Raw genomic sequence first — 19,315 nt, 5'->3', positions numbered from 1 at the left:
CAAGCTGGCATCTGCCCCTGATGAACAGAGCCGGCGCTTTCGCCTCTTCCCCGGCAACGTGCGCTTGCTCGTAATGAGTGGAGAAATATCTTCGCGAACAGTGACGGGCTCATAAGCCAAATCCGCCCTTTATCAAAAGGAGGTGCGGGGGAGCATCAGGAAGGCAAGACGGTCGGCCGTACAGAAGTGAGACTGCATTAGCTTGCGTGAAAACAAACTGGAGAGATTCTGCATTGCCATTTTTGATCGGGAGGTTCAGATGACTTCACTTGAAACCGCAGTGATGAACGAGAAACTTCTAGGCAAATCCCACGCAGAAAGCGTGCTATCAGCCGAGGAACTGCGCTTGCTGGACGCCTACTGGCGGGCATCGAACTATCTGTCGGTGGGGCAGATCTATCTGCTCGACAATCCGTTGCTCAAAGAGCCGCTGAAGCGGGAACATATCAAGCCGCGCCTGCTCGGCCACTGGGGGACGTCGCCCGGCCTGAACATGCTCTACGTGCATTTGAACCGTGTTATCAAGCGCGACAACCTCAATATGATCTATGTGATCGGGCCCGGCCATGGTGGACCGTCGCTCGTCGCACATGCCTATCTGGAAGGGACGTACAGTGAGGTCTATCCGAATGTCGGGCAGGACGCGGAGGGCATGCGACGGCTGTTCAAGCAGTTCAGTTTTCCAGGCGGCATCCCGAGCCACGTCGCTCCCGAAACGCCTGGGAGTATCCATGAGGGCGGGGAGCTCGGCTACGCCCTGAGCCACGCCTACGGCGCAGCCTTTGACAATCCGGATCTTATCGTCGCTTGCGTCGTCGGTGACGGGGAGGCGGAGACAGGGCCGCTCGCTACGGGATGGCACGGCAACAAGTTCCTCAATCCCGCCCGTGACGGATGCGTACTGCCGATCCTGCACCTCAACGGCTACAAGATCGCCAATCCGTGCTTTCTCGCCCGCATTCCAGAGCAGGAACTGCGGAAGTTCTTCGAGGGGATGGGTTATGCCCCCCTCTTCGTTGAAGGGCGTGAGCCCGACCAGGTACAACAGCAACTGGCCGCAGCCATGGACACGGCGGTCGCGGAGATCAAGAGGATCTGGGCGGACGCTAGAGGCAAAGGGAATATCAGCCGTCCGGCTTGGCCGATGATCGTCTTCCGCACCCCCAAGGGGTGGACATGCCCAAGCGAAATCGACGGCAAGAAATGCGAAGACTATTGGCGGTCGCACCAGGTTCCGATGGGCGACATGGATAAGCCGGAGCACATCCAGATCCTTCAACACTGGATGAAAACATACAAGCCTGAAGAACTCTTCGATGAGAACGGCAAGTTGCGTGCTGAAATTGCCTCCTTGGCACCAAGCGGGCATCGGCGGATGAGCGACAACCCGCACGCAAACGGAGGTCTGCTGCTGCGCGATTTGAAGATGCCGGATTTCCGCAGCTACGCCGTCTCGGTGCCGAGCCCCGGATCGGTGACGACCGAATCTGCTCGCGTCATGGGCAAGTTTCTGCGCGATATCATGAAGCTGAACATGGACAGCAAGAACTTCCGGCTGTTCAGCCCCGACGAGAACAACTCCAACCGCTGGCAGGACGTGCTGGAAGTCACCGACCGCTGCTATATGGCTGAAGTTTATCCGGAGGACGATCACCTGTCGCCCGACGGTCGTGTGATGGAGGTGTTGAGCGAACATCAATGCCAAGGCTGGCTGGAGGGTTATCTCCTGACGGGGCGCCACGGCTTCTTCTCTTGCTACGAGGCCTTCATCCACATCATCGACTCAATGTTCAATCAGCATGCCAAATGGCTGAAGGTGTGCAACCACATTCCCTGGCGACGGCCAATCGGCTCGCTGAACTACTTCCTGAGCTCGCACGTCTGGCGCCAGGATCACAATGGGTTCAGCCACCAGGATCCCGGTTTCATCGATCACGTTGTCAACAAGAAAGCCGAGGTCATCCGCGTCTATCTGCCACCGGATGCGAACACGCTGCTTTCCGTCACCGATCATTGCCTGCGCAGCCGCAATTATGTGAACGTCGTCGTGGCTGGCAAGCAACCGGCTCCGCAATGGCTGACAATGGATCAGGCGATCAAGCACTGCGCCGAAGGCGTCGGTATTTGGGAGTGGGCCAGCAACGATCGGGGATCGGAGCCCGACGTCGTGATGGCATGTTGCGGCGACGTGCCGACGCTGGAGACGCTTGCGGCAGTCCAACTCATCCGTGAGCATATCCCCGAGTTGAAGGTGCGCGTCGTCAACGTCGTCAACCTCATGAAGCTGCAGCCTTCGAACGAGCACCCGCATGGGCTTCCCGATCGCGATTTCGATGCGCTTTTCACCAAGGATAAGCCGATCATTTTCGCGTTCCATGGATATCCGTGGCTCATTCATCGCCTGACCTACCGGCGCACCAACCACGACAATCTGCACGTTCGGGGATACAAAGAGGAGGGAACGACGACAACGCCGTTCGACATGGTCGTTCTCAACCAGCTCGATCGTTTCCATCTGGTCGAAGATGTCATCGATCGGCTGCCGCAACTCGGCGCTCGCGCAGCCTATTTCAAGCAGGCGATCCGCGAGAAGCTGATCGAGCACCGGCAGTACATCCAGGAGCATGGCGATGACATGCCTCAGATCAGCGGCTGGAAATGGGGCGTCACGAATATGAAGCAAGTGAAGGGAACGACTTCTACGGAAGGCGACAACACTTAAATAGCGCTGGGCCTATGAACAGTCGAACAAGGAGGCGGACAAATGGTGCGCTCGACCGCAATTGACTTAGCTGCAGGCAAACCAGCAGTCTGCCTTCCGAGTTCGTTTTGGTGATGGGTCGGTCATGTCGGAATTGCTGTCAACCGATCCGGATCTGAACCGAATGCCGACCGGTGAAGATCTCGGCCGCCTTCAGTTCACGACGTTGCTTTACTATCTCCAATGCACCAACCCGGACAACGGGCTGGTGCGTGACAAGACACAAGCGGGCGCACCGGCAAGTATCGCCGCCGTCGGCATGGGGCTTGCCACTATTCCGGTCGTGGTCGAGCGCGGCGTCATCATTCGCGAGTTTGCCGTCAAGATCGCTCGACGGCGGCTGGAATTTCTGATGCATTGCCACCAAGGACCGGAGCCTGACGCCTCCGGATACAAGGGCTTCTACTATCATTTCCTCGACATCGAGACAGGGCGTCGGGTCTGGCAATGTGAATTGTCGACGATCGATTCGGCCTTTCTTTTTGCCGGCGCTTTGACCGCCGCCACCTATTTCGACGGCGACTCGGAAGATGAGGTGAAGGTCAGGCAACTCGCCACGGCACTCTATGAGCGGGCGGACTGGAACTGGGCGTGCGACCACGGCGCGACGCTAACCCATGGCTGGCGACCGGAAAACGGTTTCATTCCCTATCGCTGGCGCGGCTATGACGAAGGATTGCTTCTCTACATATTGGGCCTCGGCTCACCGACCCATCAGCTACCGTCGGAAAGCTATGCGGCTTACACGCAAAGCTATGAGTGGCGAAACATCTTCGGGCGCGAATTGCTTTATTCCGGCCCACTCTTTACGCATCAGCTTTCGCATATGTGGATCGATTTCCGAGATATTCGCGATGAATTCATGCGGGAGCATGACAGCGACTATTTCCAAAACTCTCGGCAAGCCACCTTCGTACAGCAGGAATATGCGATCCGAAATCCCTTGGGGTTCGAAGGTTATGGCGAGCACTGCTGGGGATTTACCGCAAGTGACGGTCCCGGCTGGCTGACCAAGGATATTGGCGGTCAGCGCCGTGAATTCTTCGACTATGTCGCGCGCGGCGCACCGTTCGGGCCGGACGATGGTACCGTCTCGCCCTGGGTCGTCGTCGCATCCCTTCCGTTTGCGCCCGAGATCGTCATTCCAACCGTCCGCAATTTCGCTGCCTTGAAGCTGGGGATGACGCGGCTCTATGGCTTCAAGCCATCTTTCAATCAGACGTTCAAGGACGAGAAGAGCGCAACCGGGTGGTGGATCAGCCCTTACCATTTTGGGATCGATCAAGGGCCGGTGGCGCTGATGATCGAGAACTATCGCACCGGTTTCCTCTGGAAACTGATGCGCAATTGTGAGCCGGTCGTCCGTGGACTGCGCCGAGCGGGATTTGCCGGCGCGTGGCTGTAGCGGAGAGTCCACGAAGAGAGCACTGAGCGTTGCCGTTGCGGCGCCAAACCTGTTGCGGGAGATGTACAACCGGGCCGCTATGTTGGACCCCAATCAATGATAGTCGGAGTCCTTTTTTTGCTTGCGCGGACCTCGCTCAGTACTGTCCCTGAGTTGTCTCAGCCTTTGCGCGGAGCTATATTGGAAACGGCGAATTTGTGGCTCGGATTTCTATGTCGGAGTTGACACGATGCTAGTCAGAGACGTGATGAAGGCAAGAATTATCAAGGTCTCGCCGGACAACAGCGTCAAGCAGGCCGCAGAGCTGATGCTTGCCAATCATATCAGCGGTGTCCCGGTTATCGACGATGAAGGACGATTGGTTGGCCTCATCACAGAGGGCGATCTGTTGCGGAGGTCCGAGTTAGGTCATCGAACCATGGCCGACGAGTCGTTGTCCCCGGAGGAAAAGGCCAGGACATACATCAAGAGCAACGCATGGAAAGTCGCCGATGTGATGAGCTGCAATCCGGTGTCTGTCGAGGAGGACACTTCGCTTGCGCGCGTTGCTAACCTGATGGAGGAGCACGGTATCAAGCGCATTCCAGTGATGAGAGCGGGCGCTGTCGTCGGCATTGTGAGCCGCGCCGATCTTCTCCAGGCGATTATCTTCGCCAAGCCCGATGAAACGGCTCCTGGTGATGAAGCGATCCGTCGCAGCATCATGATCCGTCTCAGTGAGAATACCGGTCTCGAAGGGCAGGATCTGACGGTGACCGTGGCAAACGGCGTTGTACATTTGTGGGGAAATGTTTCGACGGAGGAATGCCGCAAGGCCGCGCGCGTCGCCGCCGAGAGTGTCCGCGGCGTCACTGGCGTTGTCGATCATTTTCCGAAGCATGAGACCTAGAGAACCAGAAGAGGGCCCTGGATATTTAGAGACTCTGGCAACCAGAGTGCCAGAGCCGCTGACGCAAGCGGGCTCCCGCGAAAGCGGAAACCAATTACAACTGTTGGAGTGTCTACCGGGGCACGGCTAGGGGGTAGCATGAGCAGCGAGAAGGCGGCTGTTCAGCCGCAGGATTTCAAGTCACTTTCCTCTCTGCATCTTCCAGAACAATATGGTTGCGGGCCGATCCAATTCAGGGCAAGCAATGATGGGCTCTATGAGCGTCATTTGCTTTTCGACAATGTTATCGCTCCCGAAATTGCGGGAAACCGTGAGCGATATGAGGCGATTGCCCGATCCGTCAGGGATGTGCTGTCGCAGCGCTGGCAACGGACGGAACAGACGTACGGCAGGGAGAACCCGAAGCGGGTCTATTATCTGTCGATGGAGTTCCTGATCGGGCGATCTCTCAGCAACAATATTCTCAATCTCCGCCTTGATCCTGTCACCAGGCGGTTTTTCGACCACGAACATATAGACGAACCGGCCATTCTTGCCGAGGAGCCCGACGCAGGGCTGGGCAACGGCGGGCTGGGGCGGCTCGCCGCCTGCTTCCTGGACTCGATGGCAACGATGCAACTGCCGGCGATGGGATATGGGCTGCGTTACGAGTACGGGATTTTCAAACAGACGATCGTCGATGGCTGGCAACGCGAGCAGCCGGACAACTGGCTGCGCCGGCCGGATCCCTGGGAGGTCGCTCGCCCGCAGGAAGCCGTGGAAATCAAACTCGGCTGCTCCTTCGAGGTTCGCGGCGGGAATCTGCGGATCGCCGTCGGGAGACCGTCCAACCTGATCGGCATACCCTACGACCGCCCGATCGTCGGCTACGGCGGCAGGACCATAAATACGCTGCGGCTTTGGGCGGCTGCAACACCGGAAAGCTTCGATTTCCAGACTTTCGGCGCCGGTGAGTTCGTTAGTGCGCTGGCACAACGCCTGACGGCCGAGACGGTCACCCGGGTTCTTTACCCCGACGATTCGACGAGCATGGGACAGGGCCTGCGGTTCGTTCAGGAATATTTCCTGGTCGCATGTTCACTTGCCGACCTCGTGCGGCGGTTTCGCTCAAATAATACCGATTGGCATGTTTTGCCCGATAAGGTGGCGATCCAGCTCAACGACACGCACCCGAGCATGGCAGTCGCTGAACTGATGCGTATCCTGCTCGATGATGCGAATCTCGGTTGGGATAATGCCTGGGATATAACCAGGGCTTGCCTTGCCTACACCAATCACACGCTTCTACCCGAGGCGCTGGAGAAGTGGCCCCTGCGGTGGTTCGAATTGATGTTGCCGCGTCACCTTGAGATCATTCTGGAGATTGATCGTCGCTTCCGGGAGGAGATCCTCACCCGCTTTCCCGATGACCAGGGTCGGGTCGAGCGGGCGAGCCTGATCGAGCATGGTGGCGAACGCCTGGTGCGCATGGCTCATCTTGCCATCGTCGGTTCGCACAGCACCAACGGGGTTGCCGAGATCCATTCAAGATTGCTGCGCGAAACCACCGTCAAGGACCTCGCGGAGATATTCCCGCGCCGGTTCAACAATAAGACGAATGGCGTGACACCCCGACGCTGGCTGCTCATGTCCAACCCGGAGCTTGCCGGTTGCATAAGCGATGCCATCGGCGAGGGATGGATCACCAATCTCAGCGAGCTGGAAAGGTTGAAGTCGCTCGTCGTCGACGACAGTTTTGTCGATCAGGTCCGGGAAGCGAAGCGCATGGCAAAATACCGCTTTGCCGGATGGTTGAAGTCAAGCGCCGGCATCGTCGTCGACCCCAGCGCGATCTTTGACAGCCAGGTCAAACGCATCCATGAATACAAACGGCAACTATTGAACGCACTGAGGATCGTAGCGCTATACAATCGGCTTCGCGAAGATCCCGGCCTGGATATGGCGCCGCGTACCTTCTTCTTTTCCGGCAAAGCCGCACCCGCCTACAATGTGGCGAAGCTGATAATCAAATTTCTCAATAACCTCGCCGGCACGATAGATGCCGACCCTCAAGTGCGCGGACGCCTTAAGGTCGTCTTCCTGCCCGATTACTGCGTCTCGGTGGCGGAGCGCCTCATCCCCGCCAGTGACGTCTCCAACCAGATCTCGACGGCCGGGTACGAAGCGAGCGGCACCAGCAACATGAAGTTCATGTTGAATGGTGCGCTGACGATCGGCACTCGCGACGGCGCCACGATCGAAATGGCGCAGGCAGCGGGCGAGGAAAACTTTTTCCTGTTCGGCCTGACGGCTGACGAGGTCACGGGTAGCCGCGGCTGGTACAGCCCGCATTGGCATTACGACAACGAAGCGGAAACCCGTGCGGTGCTGGACCTGATCCTATCAGGTCATTTCTGCCGTCATGAACCTGGGCTGGTGGATGCGCTGCGCAATATCCTTCTGACGAGCGGCGATGTCTTCAGGCATCTGGCGGACCTCACCTCATATCTGGAAGCGGACCAGAGTTTGCAGTCTCTCTACGGCGATCCTCGTGCATGGACCCGTAAAGCGTTGCTCAACGTCGCAAGCTCCGGAAAATTCTCAAGCGACCGCACCATCGCCGATTATGCGGCCGAAATCTGGGATGCGCGACCCTGTCCCGTTCCTTGACTTGTGGTGGGTGGCGACCTCGAACAGCCTTCGCTTTTGGGGTGCTTTCTGCCGCAGCCGGCGAGCGCGATCCCGGCGGACAGACCAGCCAACAAAGGCTAAGCCGAAGGCTTAGACGCTTCTTTCAAGAGGGAACATATGCGGATGCCGGATTTAAAGGACCTTGGGGAAGCCGGACGACATGAGAAATATGAGCGCTTGATAGCCAGAGCCAAGCAGGCTCCGGCGATGACGACGGCTGTTGCCCATCCTTGCGACGAGACATCGCTGCGAGGCGCCGTCGAGGCAGCCGCAGTTGGGCTGATGTGTCCGGTTCTTGTTGGACCAGCGCAGAAGGTACGCGCCGTCGCCAAAGAGCACGATATTGATATATCGCCTTTCGACCTGGTCGACGTTCCGCACAGCGACGCAGCCGCGGCAAAAGCCGTAGAGATCATCCGCGAAAGCCGTGCTGACCTTCTGATGAAGGGAAGCCTCCACACGGATGAGCTCATGCGGGCGGTGACCTCCTCGACAACGGGGCTGAGGACGGCGCGACGGATCAGTCATGTCTTTGTTATGGATGTCCCAACCTACCCCGAGACGCTTTTTATTACCGACGCCGCCATCAACATCGCGCCAGATCTCGATGCCAAGCGCGATATCATCCAAAACGCGATCGATCTCTTTACCCAGATCGGCCTTGGTACGCCACGAGTAGCGATTCTTTCGGCGGTCGAGACGGTCACTTCGAAGATCCCTTCGACGATCGATGCAGCGGCTCTTTGCAAGATGGCCGAGCGCGGACAGATAACGGGCGGCATTCTCGATGGACCGCTCGCTTTTGATAATGCGATCGATCCGGAAGCGGCGCGGATAAAGGGCATCCAATCGCCTGTCGCCGGCCGCGCCCAGATTCTCGTCGTTCCTAATCTCGAATCCGGCAACATGCTGGCGAAGAATCTGACCTTCCTCCTGAGGGCGGATGCGGCAGGCATCGTCCTCGGCGCCCGCGTGCCGATCATCTTGACATCAAGGGCAGACACGGTGCGGGCGCGTCTTGCCTCTTGCGCCGTCGCTGTCTTGTTGGCCGAGGCGCGCCGCCGCACGGCGCCAATACAGGGAGGCTGATGCCATGGACACACTCCTCGTCGTGAATGCAGGTTCCTCCAGCCTAAAATTCGAGATCTTCGCCGTGGCGGGTTCGCTCACGCGACAGATCAAAGGAAAGTTGGATGGGGTCGGCACCGCGCCGCACCTGACCATCAAGGGCGCCGGCGGCGACCGGCTGGCGGACGAAGATTACCCACGCGAAACCGTTCCCGATTTGCCGGCGGCGATGCGTCTAGTGGGGGATTGGCTGCGGGAGCGTCACGAGGGCCGTTTGATCGCCGTCGGTCACCGGGTCGTCCATGGCGGCCCAGACCATATGCGTCCAGCGCGTATCAACGACGACCTTGTGCGGGAACTGGAGCGGTACACGCCGCTTGCGCCGCTGCATCAGCCAAACAATCTTGCGCCCATCCGCGCCTTCCTCGAGCATCAACCGCAGTTACCCCAAGTCGCCTGTTTCGATACCGCCTTCCATCGCGGCCATGATCCGATGGCCGACCACTACGCCATTCCGGCGCATTATTTCGATGAGGGTATCCGGCGCTACGGTTTTCACGGGCTGTCCTACGAATATGTGGCCGGAAGGCTGGCCGAGGTCGCGCCGGACATTAGCGGCAGACGGGTCATCGTTGCCCATCTCGGAAGCGGCGCTTCCATGTGCGCGCTCAACCGCGGGCGAAGCGTCGAGTGCACATTCGGGTTCACGGCCCTCGATGGATTGCCGATGGGTACGCGATGCGGGCAGATCGATCCCGGTGTGCTTCTTTATCTGCTCCAGCAGCATGGCATGACGGCTGTGCAACTGCAGGACATTCTCTATAAGGAATCAGGCCTCATGGGACTTTCCGGCACCAGCAACGATGTGCGCGAACTGCTTGCCAGCAGCGACGCCGGTGCGACGATGGCCCTTGACCATTTCGTGCACCGCATCGGTCTTAACGCCGGCTTGCTGGCGGCGGCGCTGGGTGGGCTGGACGCCTTCGTCTTCACGGCTGGCGTCGGGGAAAATTCGCCAGTGATGCGGACGCGGATTGCCGAAAAGCTCGGCTGGCTCGGAGCGTCGCTCGACCCTGAGCGAAACGATGCCGGCGAGTTACGGGTGTCGAACGACGATAGCAAGGTCGCAGTCTATGTCGTGCCCACCGACGAAGAATTGATGATTGCGCGACACACGTTGGCACTTATTAGTGCTTGACAGGCAGATTGTTTGCTAAAGCCGCCTTCCCCGGCTGCTGCGGACTTCGCGCATGAAGCCCCAGATCGCTCGTCGCTCTCCGTCAAGATGCTTTCGCAGCCCATAAATTCTCTCCAGCGCAAAACGAGGGCGAACATGAATAACCAGCGTATTCCGCTCAAGTTGACGGCAACAAGGTTCATCCGTGCAGTCAAACTCTTCATGACATCAGACGTGGGCGGAAGAGCCAAGTTTCTTCTTTGCGCTCTCGTGGCTCTCTTCGGCGGCATCAGTGCTCTGAACGTCGTCAATAGCTTCGTCGGCCGGCATTTCATCACCGCCATCGCCGAAAGGCAGACTGCCGAGTTCATTCGCCAGGCCATCGTGTACAGTACTGAATAGCCTTTTGACCGTGTTGACCTTCTCGGGGGTACTTTGGCTCATCAGTCCGCTGCTATTCATCGCGGCTGTGGTATACGCAGCCTCTGGATCTTACCTGACAGTCCTATTGGGCCGTCCCCTGATCAGCCTGAGCTATGATCAACTCGACCGCGAGGCCGCGTTCCGGTCCAGCCTAATCCGCGTGCGCGAGAACGCAGAATCGATTATGCTTGGCGGAGGAGAGCAAAGGCACGCCAATCTGTTGCTGAGGCGTTTCGATGAACTTGCCATTAACTTCAGGCGCATAATCGTCATCAACCGCAACGTCGGTTTCTTCACAACAGGCTACAACTGGATGGTTCAGATCATTCCGGTCCTCATCATCGCCCCGGCATTTATCCGAGGCGACATGGAGTTCGGCGTCATTACCCAATCTGCCGCCGCCTTTGCGATGCTTGTCGGTGCGTTTTCATTTATCGTCAGCCAATTCAAATCGATTTCCAATTTCGCGGTGGTCGTGGCGCGCATCAGCTCCCTCCTCGAGGCGATCGAAGATGCCAGTCAGCCAACGCAAACCGATCTGGAAATCATTGAGCACGATGGCCATCTCACCTATGACCACGTTACGCTCACCTCTCCGACGGGTCATACGTTACTAAAGGATCTTTCGACGATCTTTCCTGCTAACACCCGTGTGGTTGTAGTGGGAGACGACAATGCGGCGGCCACCATTGTTTCGTGCAACGGCGGGGATCAGCACATCCGGGGAGGGGCGCATCGTTCGTCCCACACGCGACCAGTTGCGTTTTCTCGCCCAACGTACCCATCTTGCTCCTGGCACTTTGCGGCAGATACTTGTGCCATCGGGGCGGTCGAGCGAATTGTCGGATGATCAGATCCTTGTTCTCCTCAAACGGCTGGGATTTGTATCCGTTCTGAACATCGACGATCTCGATAAGGAGGACGATTGGTCGACCCGGTTGTCGCCACGCGACCAGCAGATTGTGGCAATCGCCGGGGTTCTTATCGCAGCTTCCTCTTATGTCTTTTTTGAAAATGCAGACGTGATCTTCGGTCACGACCTGCTCCTCGACATCTTTACACTCCTTGCCGAGCACAAGATTGCCTGCGTAAACCTGGCGGAAGCGGATAGCCCGCGAGAGGCATATGATGCTGTGCTAGAATGTCATGAAGACGGATCCTGGAATTGGATCGCTCAACAAGGACGCTCGTGACCGAAAAGCGGCTGTCGCTTGGCACTTAAACGGGTCTTTCTTAAACACTCTCACACACATCGCAGCATTGGCTCGGAGCCGACAGGATAAGACGCGCCTTATGCCGCGCCCATGAAGATCCTCGTTTGCCAAGACCTGGCTCAGAAACTCAAAATGCAACTTGGTCGGACCTGCTGTTCGTTGGGAATTCTACTCGGAGGAGCGTCAAATGATCAGACACCACGTTGCGATGGGCCTTGCCATCAACATCAGACCCATGGCCGCAGTCCGCAATTCCATTCCCATTGCCGAGATCTGAACGACGCCGTCGTGTCCGGAGATTGACCACATACCGTGCCTGTCGGCGGGGCTTTCTTGCTTGGACGAAGAGGGGGACCGACGTCCAGCCGGCATCACGGACATGTTCTCTGCCTATCAAGGTATCACCGCGACAGCCATCGACGCTATGCGCACCGATGGCTTCGACGTAGCCCCGTCCACGGAGTTGTCGCGGCGTTTGAAAAATCAGTGCATTTGGGAAGAGCCCCTCTGGCGATCACTGGATCGACCGGTGGCATCCCAGCATCTGAGACAAGCCGCAGCGATAGGAAATGCGTATCGTCAGCTAAAGGAGGAGACAATGTTACTAGAGAGGGAAGCAGCGGCCGCAGGCGTGGCCATAGGGGAGGAGACGTCCACGGCGTTCAAAAGACGCTTCATGATAAGGATGATCGCCGTTCTCACGGGCGGGATGCTGCTCGATGGCTACATCCTCGGCGTCATCGGCCCTGTAACCACCGTGATGAAGCAAGACATGGGAATGTCGACGGCCGACATGGGCCTGATCGCCTCGGCTGCATTGTTCGGGATCCTGATCGGCTCGCCGCTCGGTGGTTGGGCCGGCGACAAGTTCGGCCGAAAACCGCTCTTCATGATCGACATGGCGCTGTTCGTACTCGCATCGGCGATGCAGTTCTTCATCGACTCGGTTGAGATGCTGTTCGCAGTGCGGCTGTTGATGGGCGTCGCGATCGGCGCCGAGTATTCCGTCGGCTGGCCGCAAATGTCGGAGTTTGCACCCGCCCGTTTGCGGGGGCGCCTGATGGGCGTCACGATCCTTGCCTGGTGTGGCGGATTCATGATCGGTTACACGGCGGGTTACATTCTGAACCTGCCGACACCGCTGCCGTGGCGTTTCATCATCGGAACGAGCACGCTTATCGCGGTCGTCTTGTTCGTCGCCCGGCTCGGCCTGCCGGAGTCGCCGCGCTCGTTGTGGAGCAAGGGCCGCAAGAATGAGGCCCGCGTCATTGCGCGCAAGTATCTGGAGAGCGCCGGGGATATGGCGGACATGGAGAACGAAGATACCAATGTCATGTCCGAACTGCACAAGGGGCGCAGCGCCGGAATGACGGGCGCCCCGTGGCGCTATAGCCCCGCTGACGATATCGGACCTTAAGGCGCAGGATCTCATCGCCCTTGAACGGGAGCGACCTGTCCGGGCTTGCGCCAGCCCGCCGCTGCTCGACGCTCATTCGGTCGCCAAGGCGCGTGCGCTGACTGCAAACGATTTGCAAAAAGCACCGGTGGGCGACATCATCGCACGCGCGTATGCGGCCCTTCCGTTGCGTTTCCTGCCGCTGACGCCGGAACTGACGGTGACCTATTGCCTCATGGGCCGCCTGATATTGTCAACGCGGCCCTTGATGTATTTCTTTGCAACTTGAAAAAGGATTTGTTTACCATGACCGCAGCTTCGTTCCCGTCGTGAATAGACGTTCACCCCAGGATAACTTCGCTGCAGCAGAGTGATCTTTCACATCTGTTTCGAGGAATTCCCTTGACTAAAGGCGCCACTGCGGACGGCAAACTGCCAGTCCCGATCCCCGCGGCGGAGCAGGCTCCGAACACAGCCATGTTGGGCAGACCGTCGGAGGATTTTCGTCACGAAGCTGACTTGGCTGGACGCCAGGGTTGGCTCGAGAACATGATCAACCAGATCCCTGATTATCTGTATGCGAAGGATTTGCAAGGACGCTTTCTGTTTGCGAACCAAGCGGTCGTCTTCAACAACGGGCTGTCCCATCTGAAGGATCTGGTCGGGCGGACCGATTTCGACTTTCTGCCGAGCCACATCGTACAAATAGCCGCCGATGTTGAACGCCATGTGGCCGAGACTGGGCAGCCCCATTTCGGCAGCGAGGAGCTGGCCTTTCGCGGCGATCGAGAACGATGGCTGATGATCACGCGTGTCCCGTTGCGAGACGCGTCCGGGAAAATCGTGGGCACTATCGGGGCTTCCCGTGACATCACCGAGCAGAAATCGGCAGAACGACGGATGCGCTCTCAGTCTTATCTGCTCGAAATGATTGCACGCGGAACGCCCCTCTCCGATTTTCTCGAAAACCTTGCCCGGATGATTGAGGGATTCGCAGACGGTGTGCACGCCGCGCTCTTCACGATCGCGCCAGATACAGGGGAGCTGCGTCTGGTGGCTGCGCCCAGCTTGAATGAAGAATATCGCAGGCATGTCAATGCGACACTCATTCGTACCGTTCCCACAGATCTCACAGCCACCGCCGCAGCGCTCAAGCTCGTCTTTGATCAGGCGGGTATCTCTGAACTTGACCATCAGTGCCACTGTTCGGCAATTTCCGATGTCGACGGCCAGGTCGAAGGTGTGCTGGCTGTCTACTCCTCAGCGGGCACACGGTATCAGCCTGGTTTTTCCGATTTTGTTTCGATCGCCGTGCACATGGCCGGGATCGCAATCAGCCGCCATCGCGCGGAGGCGCGGATTGGATTTCTCGCTGATCATGATCCTCTGACGGGGATGGCCAATCGTGCGTTGCTAGATCGAAAACTCACCCTTGCAATGCAGACGGCGGATTCGCTTGGGAGTGAAGTCGCACTGGCATTCCTTGATCTCGATAATTTCAAGCTTGTCAACGACAGCCTCGGTCACTCGGTCGGCGACCAACTGCTGAAGACCGTGGCTGAGAGGATCTGCGAGCTGATAATTGACCAGGGGTCTCTCGCGAGAATCGGGGGAGACGAGTTCGTGATCATCCTTGAGCAAACGGATATCAACGGCTGCTTAGGTCGTTTGTCTGCAATAAAAGAAGCCGTTGCGCGCCCGATCGCACTCAACGGTATCGAACTCAGGGCGACCTGTAGCATCGGTGTCGCCAGTTATCCGAGCCACGGCAAGACTGCAGAAGACTTGCTCGCTTCCGCCGATATGGCCATGTATCGGGCGAAGGAGCTGGGTCGGGACGGGATCGCAATATTCACGCCGGAAATGACGGCCACCGTCCGAAGGAAGCTCTCCCGGACCGACGAACTCCGGCAGGCGCTTCTCCGCGACGAGTTTGTGCTGCACTACCAGCCGCAGGTGGACGTCCAAACGGGCAGCATCGTTGCGGCCGAAGCGTTGGTCCGCTGGAACCATCCGGGCGAAGGTCTTGTCTATCCGGGAGATTTCATTGCGCTTGCCGAAGAGACGGGCCACATCGTGCCCATTGGCGAGTGGGTACTCCAGAGGGCGTGCAAGCAAGCCAAGGCATGGCAGGATCATGGTCTTCCACCAATTAGGATCTGCGTCAATGTCTCCGCCAGACAGTTCCAGGAAAAGCGTTTGATCGAGACTGTGGCGAATGCTTTGAGCGAGAGCGGGCTCGATCCAACATGGCTCGAACTTGAGATCACCGAGAGCCTGATCATGAAGGATCTCGCCAGCTCGATTGCCAGAATGCACGAATTGGAGCAGTTGGGCGTAAAGCTCGCGGTCGATGATTTCGGAACAGGCTATTCGAGCCTCAGTGCGCTTAAGAGATTTCCATTGTCGCGCCTCAAGATCGACCGGTCATTTATCGCTGATATTCCACACGACGCCGACGATATGGCTATAACCGCGGCAATCATCTCGCTGGCCCAGAAGCTGGATTTGGAAGTGATTGCCGAAGGTGTTGAGACGAAGGAGCAGGCTCGGTTCCTCGTCGATAGTGGTTGCAATGAGATCCAGGGGTACCTCTATAGCCGACCCGTTGAAGAGGAGCGCTTCCATTGCATGCTTGAAAACAACGGCCGCATCCATCCGCTGTTACCACTTTAACCCCCGTGATCAGCTCAATACTCCCACGGGCATTGTGGATCACGCACGGTACCGCACAATCAAGAAAACGATTTATTTTCAATAACCTAGTTAATAAGCGCTCCGATCCGAGTGGGACGACACCGAGTGCCAACTACTGCGGAGCATAGCCTGCAGATCGTCGTCTTGTTCCTTTTCACTTCGGCGTTCCCGATGCGTCCTCCGTATCTCATGTCGTGAGCACCCGCCTGAGACCAGACAACAGCTTTTCGCGTCGGCCCTCCGAAAGTTTGGCCAAGTTGTCTCCCTTCCAGCGCACGCGGACCCGCGCGCGACAGGCTTCAGACGCCGGCATCGAGTGTCTCCGGCACCGTGATCTGATACTTGCTGTCCAGCCGTCCGCCGACCACGATCTGGCGCTTGCCACGACCGAGGTCGATACGCTTGAGATCGAGTCGGCGGAACCATGGATGGGCATGCCGCTCGGCGAACCAGAGAAACAGCCGCTTCACCTTCACGCTGTGGCACGCTTCCAGCACGGCCTGAACCCGATTCGGGCTTAGAGTGCGAACCGACTCCATTAGGACGTCCGCCTGATGGAACGTCTCCCGGGACGGGAGCAGGTCGAGAAGCTCGCAAAGCGCGCGCTCCGGCGCGGAGACATCAAGCTCCCACCCCCAGTGTCCCCATGCCAGGCGCGTCCTTCCAGGTGCGTCGGCATCGAAGAGCTTGTCTGCCTTGTGTTCGACGAACTGAGCGTCGGTCGGTATCCGCTCGACCCAGCCAGGCAGACTGCCATAGGCATAAAGATGGATTTCTGGCTTGCCCGAAAAGCGGAGGTGGTGCGTCAGGCCTTGTAGCTCGAGGGCACTGCGACCACCGACATGCACGGATTTATCCAGAAGTCGTTGGAGCGAGATGATCACGCGCTGCCAGGCTATCGCCTGATCAGCGTTACCGGTTGGCCGCTGATAGACCCCACGAACGACACCTTCGAGCCAGCCCTGCGCCACGTATTTTTCGCGCCACTGCCGACGGTAGCCGCGCGTTTCCAGCCAAGTGGTATCAACCACCAGCCCTTCGGGGAGCAGGCGATGCAGTTGGTTTATCTTTTCGTTTTTTTGACCTACCATTAGTAGGCGAAAATAGCACGAGTCCAAACCGCGGGGCAAGTTCGAGAATTCGTATTTTCGACCCATCAATGGTAGGCATAAAAGTGTAACGTTCAAACCGCCAAGACACATCGCACCTCGAGGTGGAAATGGCCAAGCTGCCGAAATTCACGCTTACACATAACGAGAAGAAAGATCGCTGGGATTTGACCAAAGACGGCGCGAGTCGTCCTACGGCGAGCTTCGACACCAAATCTAATGCGACCTAAGGCAGGGCCCTCGAGAAGGCTGTCGGCAAGGATGGAGGATCGGTCAAGATCCAGAAAGTCGACGGTCAATGCAGCCGGCAAAAGCACTGTTGGCCAGCCAGCGAGAAGGTAAGAGAGGGAGAGGAGGGAAGGGTACGCTGTGACGGATTGAGAGGTTTGGAGAGAGGCTCTGACCGATCCGTCATGGAGAAATCACATGGCACTGGCCAGCGAAAAAATCACCCTCAGTACAGCTCGCAACATCCCCTTCGACAAACTGGTGCTCAGTCAGCAGAACGTCCGCGAGATCAAGGTGAGCGTATCGATCGAGGCTCTGGCGGAAGATATAGCCACCGCGGTCTGTTGACGAGCCTTAACGTCCGTCCTGAACTCGATGCCGAAGGCAATGAAACCGGCATCTACCGCATCCCGGTAGGCGAGCGCCGCGATCGTGCTCTTGAGCGGCTCGTGTCGCAGAAGCGGCTTGCCAAAACCGCTGGCGTTCCTTGCATCGTCAGCAGCAGTGAGACGCTGGTGGTCGAAGATTGCCTTGCCGAAAACGCCCAGCGCGTCCTGCATCCGCTCGATCAGTTCCGCGCCTTCCAAACGCGGAGGCCGGCGCCGCCATCGAGAGTGAGCCCGCCCTTGATATCCCTCAACCAGCCCGGCCATAGCGCCGGGCGCTTGCTTTTCAGGAGATAGTCCGATGAACATCCCCAGCACTACCATCTTGCCTACCACTTCCGGGTTCAAAGTCGATATTTCCCGCGGCGAGCGGATCGGCCGCGTTTCGTCGGAATGGTTTTCTCGCCCCGACGACGAAAGGTTCCTGTCGCTGACGGATCTCTACGATACTGTCCGATCCCGTGCAGATCGCGCTCATGCACGAACGATCGAGAGCGCAGCCATCCGCGTCGAAGCAACTCGCGATAACGCCGAGAGGCTCGAACTCCTCGTTCCCGGCCAGCGCCAGCCGATTGCGCCGACCCATTGGAGCTATGGTCAGCTTTGCAGCCTGGTCGGCACGCCAGCCACCTACATGCGCCAATTGCCGGCGCTGCTCGCCGCCATCAACCTCCAGCATGGCTTGCTCAATCACCGCGCCGAACTGCTAAAGACACTTGAGATGGACGATGGGCGGCTCGAACTCCGGGCTGTCACCGGGCCGGAATACGGTCGCATCTGGGACCACGAACTCGTCTCGGCAGTGATGAAGATCGCCGGCAATGGCACCGGCGATACGATGTGGAAGGTGCCCGGTGTTCTCGACTGGGCGACGATGACGCACAACCCGTTTGTCGACATCACCAAGGACACGACGACACTCTACGCCAGCGACCGCGACGTGTTCCTGTTTCTGGTCGATGATACCCATCCGATCGAAGCCGGCCGGCTGCCGAATGGCGAACCGGATCTTTATTTCCGGGGCTTTTATGCCTGGAATAGCGAGGTTGGATCGAAGACGCTCGGCATTGCCTCCTTCTACCTGCGCGCCGTTTGCGCCAACCGGCATCTTTGGGGCACGGAAAACTTCGAAGAGATCACCATTCGACACTCGAAGTTCGCCGCGCAGCGTTTCGCGCATGAGGCGGCGCCCGCGCTGACCAGCTTTGCCAATTCCTCACCGGCGCCGTTCGTGGCGGGCATCAAATCGGCGCGTGAGCGGATCGTCGCCCGCAAGGACGAAGATCGCGAAACGTTCCTGCGTCGCCGCGGATTCTCGAAAGGCGAAACCGTCAAGGTGATCGAAATGGTCTTGTCGGAAGAAGGCCGGCCGCCGGAATCGATCTTCGACTTCGTCCAGGGCATCACCGCCTTGGCGCGCACAAGGACCAATCAGGACACCCGCCTCGAACTCGAAGGCAAGGCGAAGAAGCTGCTTGAACGCGTCTCCTAAGTGCAGCCAAACTCCGATCCCGTCATCCCCGCGCCCAGTTGGGGGAGGGCATTGTCAAACCGTTTGGCTCTAGTGGCGGCCCGTCAATCTGTGCCGGCAGCCAAATCTGAGGGTGGGTCCAGCGTGATATAATAGCTGTGGCCCGCCCCATCTATCTCCCGCATCAGCATGATCTTGTCAGCACGGCGGGCCAACGATTAGAACCACTGGCGTATCCGAAAGGGCGTCCGTCCTTTGCCCAAAGTTCCACGAACCGTTTGTACATGCTCGTCCCGATTTCCCTGCAAATCGGAACTATCGCTCATGACAATTGGAAGTCCAAGATTTGTTGATTGGGTCTTTGTGGCGTGAACTTCGGAACCCGGTAGTCGTTCAAGTTGCGCTTCCGGCTGCTGACCGT

General features: G+C 58.2%; 14 protein-coding genes and 1 pseudogene. 14 read left to right on the top strand and 1 reads right to left on the bottom strand.

The window, feature by feature from the left end:
• Positions 1 to 259 precede the first annotated feature (259 nt).
• The 12 genes from GGD50_RS28190 to GGD50_RS28145 all read left to right on the top strand — a co-directional run bounded on the left by GGD50_RS28190 (position 260) and on the right by GGD50_RS28145 (position 15,679).
• Positions 260 to 2,722: a phosphoketolase family protein gene (locus GGD50_RS28190; protein ID WP_183940371.1), complete on the top strand. Its 2,463-nt coding sequence runs from the start codon at positions 260 to 262 to the stop codon at positions 2,720 to 2,722.
• A gap of 124 nt (positions 2,723 to 2,846) precedes the next feature.
• The gene (locus GGD50_RS28185; protein ID WP_183940369.1) at positions 2,847 to 4,166 is read left to right on the top strand and encodes a glucoamylase family protein; all 1,320 of its coding nucleotides are present in this window, start codon (positions 2,847 to 2,849) and stop codon (positions 4,164 to 4,166) included.
• Positions 4,167 to 4,395: 229 nt separating this feature from the next.
• Positions 4,396 to 5,055, top strand: a complete 660-nt coding sequence (locus GGD50_RS28180; RefSeq protein WP_183940367.1) for a CBS domain-containing protein — start codon at positions 4,396 to 4,398, stop codon at positions 5,053 to 5,055.
• A 138-nt stretch (positions 5,056 to 5,193) separates the two neighbouring features.
• Positions 5,194 to 7,704: a glycogen/starch/alpha-glucan phosphorylase gene (locus tag GGD50_RS28175; protein WP_183940365.1), complete on the top strand. Its 2,511-nt coding sequence runs from the start codon at positions 5,194 to 5,196 to the stop codon at positions 7,702 to 7,704.
• 138 nt (positions 7,705 to 7,842) lie between these two features.
• Positions 7,843 to 8,814: a phosphate acetyltransferase gene (locus tag GGD50_RS28170; protein WP_281397260.1), complete on the top strand. Its 972-nt coding sequence runs from the start codon at positions 7,843 to 7,845 to the stop codon at positions 8,812 to 8,814.
• 4 nt (positions 8,815 to 8,818) lie between these two features.
• Positions 8,819 to 9,991: an acetate/propionate family kinase gene (locus GGD50_RS28165; protein ID WP_183940360.1), complete on the top strand. Its 1,173-nt coding sequence runs from the start codon at positions 8,819 to 8,821 to the stop codon at positions 9,989 to 9,991.
• Positions 9,992 to 10,126: 135 nt separating this feature from the next.
• Positions 10,127 to 10,372, top strand: a complete 246-nt coding sequence (locus GGD50_RS33420) for a hypothetical protein (protein WP_343070028.1) — start codon at positions 10,127 to 10,129, stop codon at positions 10,370 to 10,372.
• Between the two features lie 10 nt (positions 10,373 to 10,382).
• A complete protein-coding gene (locus tag GGD50_RS33415; protein WP_343070031.1) occupies positions 10,383 to 11,243 on the top strand; it encodes an SbmA/BacA-like family transporter in 861 nt (286 codons plus the stop codon).
• Positions 11,233 to 11,586 (top strand): hypothetical protein, encoded by a 354-nt coding sequence (locus GGD50_RS33410; RefSeq protein ID WP_343070027.1) that lies wholly within the window; start codon positions 11,233 to 11,235, stop codon positions 11,584 to 11,586. Before GGD50_RS33415 ends, GGD50_RS33410 begins: the two co-directional genes overlap by 11 nt.
• A 400-nt stretch (positions 11,587 to 11,986) precedes the next feature.
• The gene (locus GGD50_RS28155; RefSeq protein ID WP_343070026.1) at positions 11,987 to 13,024 is read left to right on the top strand and encodes an MFS transporter; all 1,038 of its coding nucleotides are present in this window, start codon (positions 11,987 to 11,989) and stop codon (positions 13,022 to 13,024) included.
• A 127-nt stretch (positions 13,025 to 13,151) separates the two neighbouring features.
• The gene (locus tag GGD50_RS33570) at positions 13,152 to 13,292 is read left to right on the top strand and encodes a hypothetical protein (RefSeq protein WP_183940358.1); all 141 of its coding nucleotides are present in this window, start codon (positions 13,152 to 13,154) and stop codon (positions 13,290 to 13,292) included.
• Positions 13,293 to 13,405: 113 nt separating this feature from the next.
• Entirely contained in the window at positions 13,406 to 15,679 is a 2,274-nt protein-coding gene (locus GGD50_RS28145; protein WP_246451572.1) for a putative bifunctional diguanylate cyclase/phosphodiesterase, read from the top strand.
• 320 nt (positions 15,680 to 15,999) lie between these two features.
• On the opposite strand, the gene GGD50_RS28140 is transcribed toward GGD50_RS28145, so the two are convergent.
• Positions 16,000 to 16,791, bottom strand: a complete 792-nt coding sequence (locus tag GGD50_RS28140) for a type IV toxin-antitoxin system AbiEi family antitoxin (RefSeq protein WP_183940356.1) — start codon at positions 16,789 to 16,791, stop codon at positions 16,000 to 16,002.
• Between the two features lie 444 nt (positions 16,792 to 17,235).
• Here GGD50_RS28140 and GGD50_RS28135 point away from each other — a divergent pair.
• Together GGD50_RS28135 and GGD50_RS28130 are read left to right on the top strand one after the other, a co-directional pair.
• A pseudogene (locus GGD50_RS28135) lies at positions 17,236 to 17,633 on the top strand (ParB/Srx family N-terminal domain-containing protein); the annotation flags it as partial.
• 91 nt (positions 17,634 to 17,724) lie between these two features.
• A complete protein-coding gene (locus tag GGD50_RS28130; protein WP_183940354.1) occupies positions 17,725 to 18,915 on the top strand; it encodes a DUF932 domain-containing protein in 1,191 nt (396 codons plus the stop codon).
• The last annotated feature ends 400 nt before the right edge of the window (positions 18,916 to 19,315 follow it).

The sequence above is a fragment of the Martinezella paranaensis genome (genome assembly GCF_014200235.1).
Lineage (GTDB): Bacteria > Pseudomonadota > Alphaproteobacteria > Rhizobiales > Rhizobiaceae > Rhizobium > Rhizobium paranaense.
This window is presented reverse-complemented; position numbering and strand designations above follow the sequence as displayed.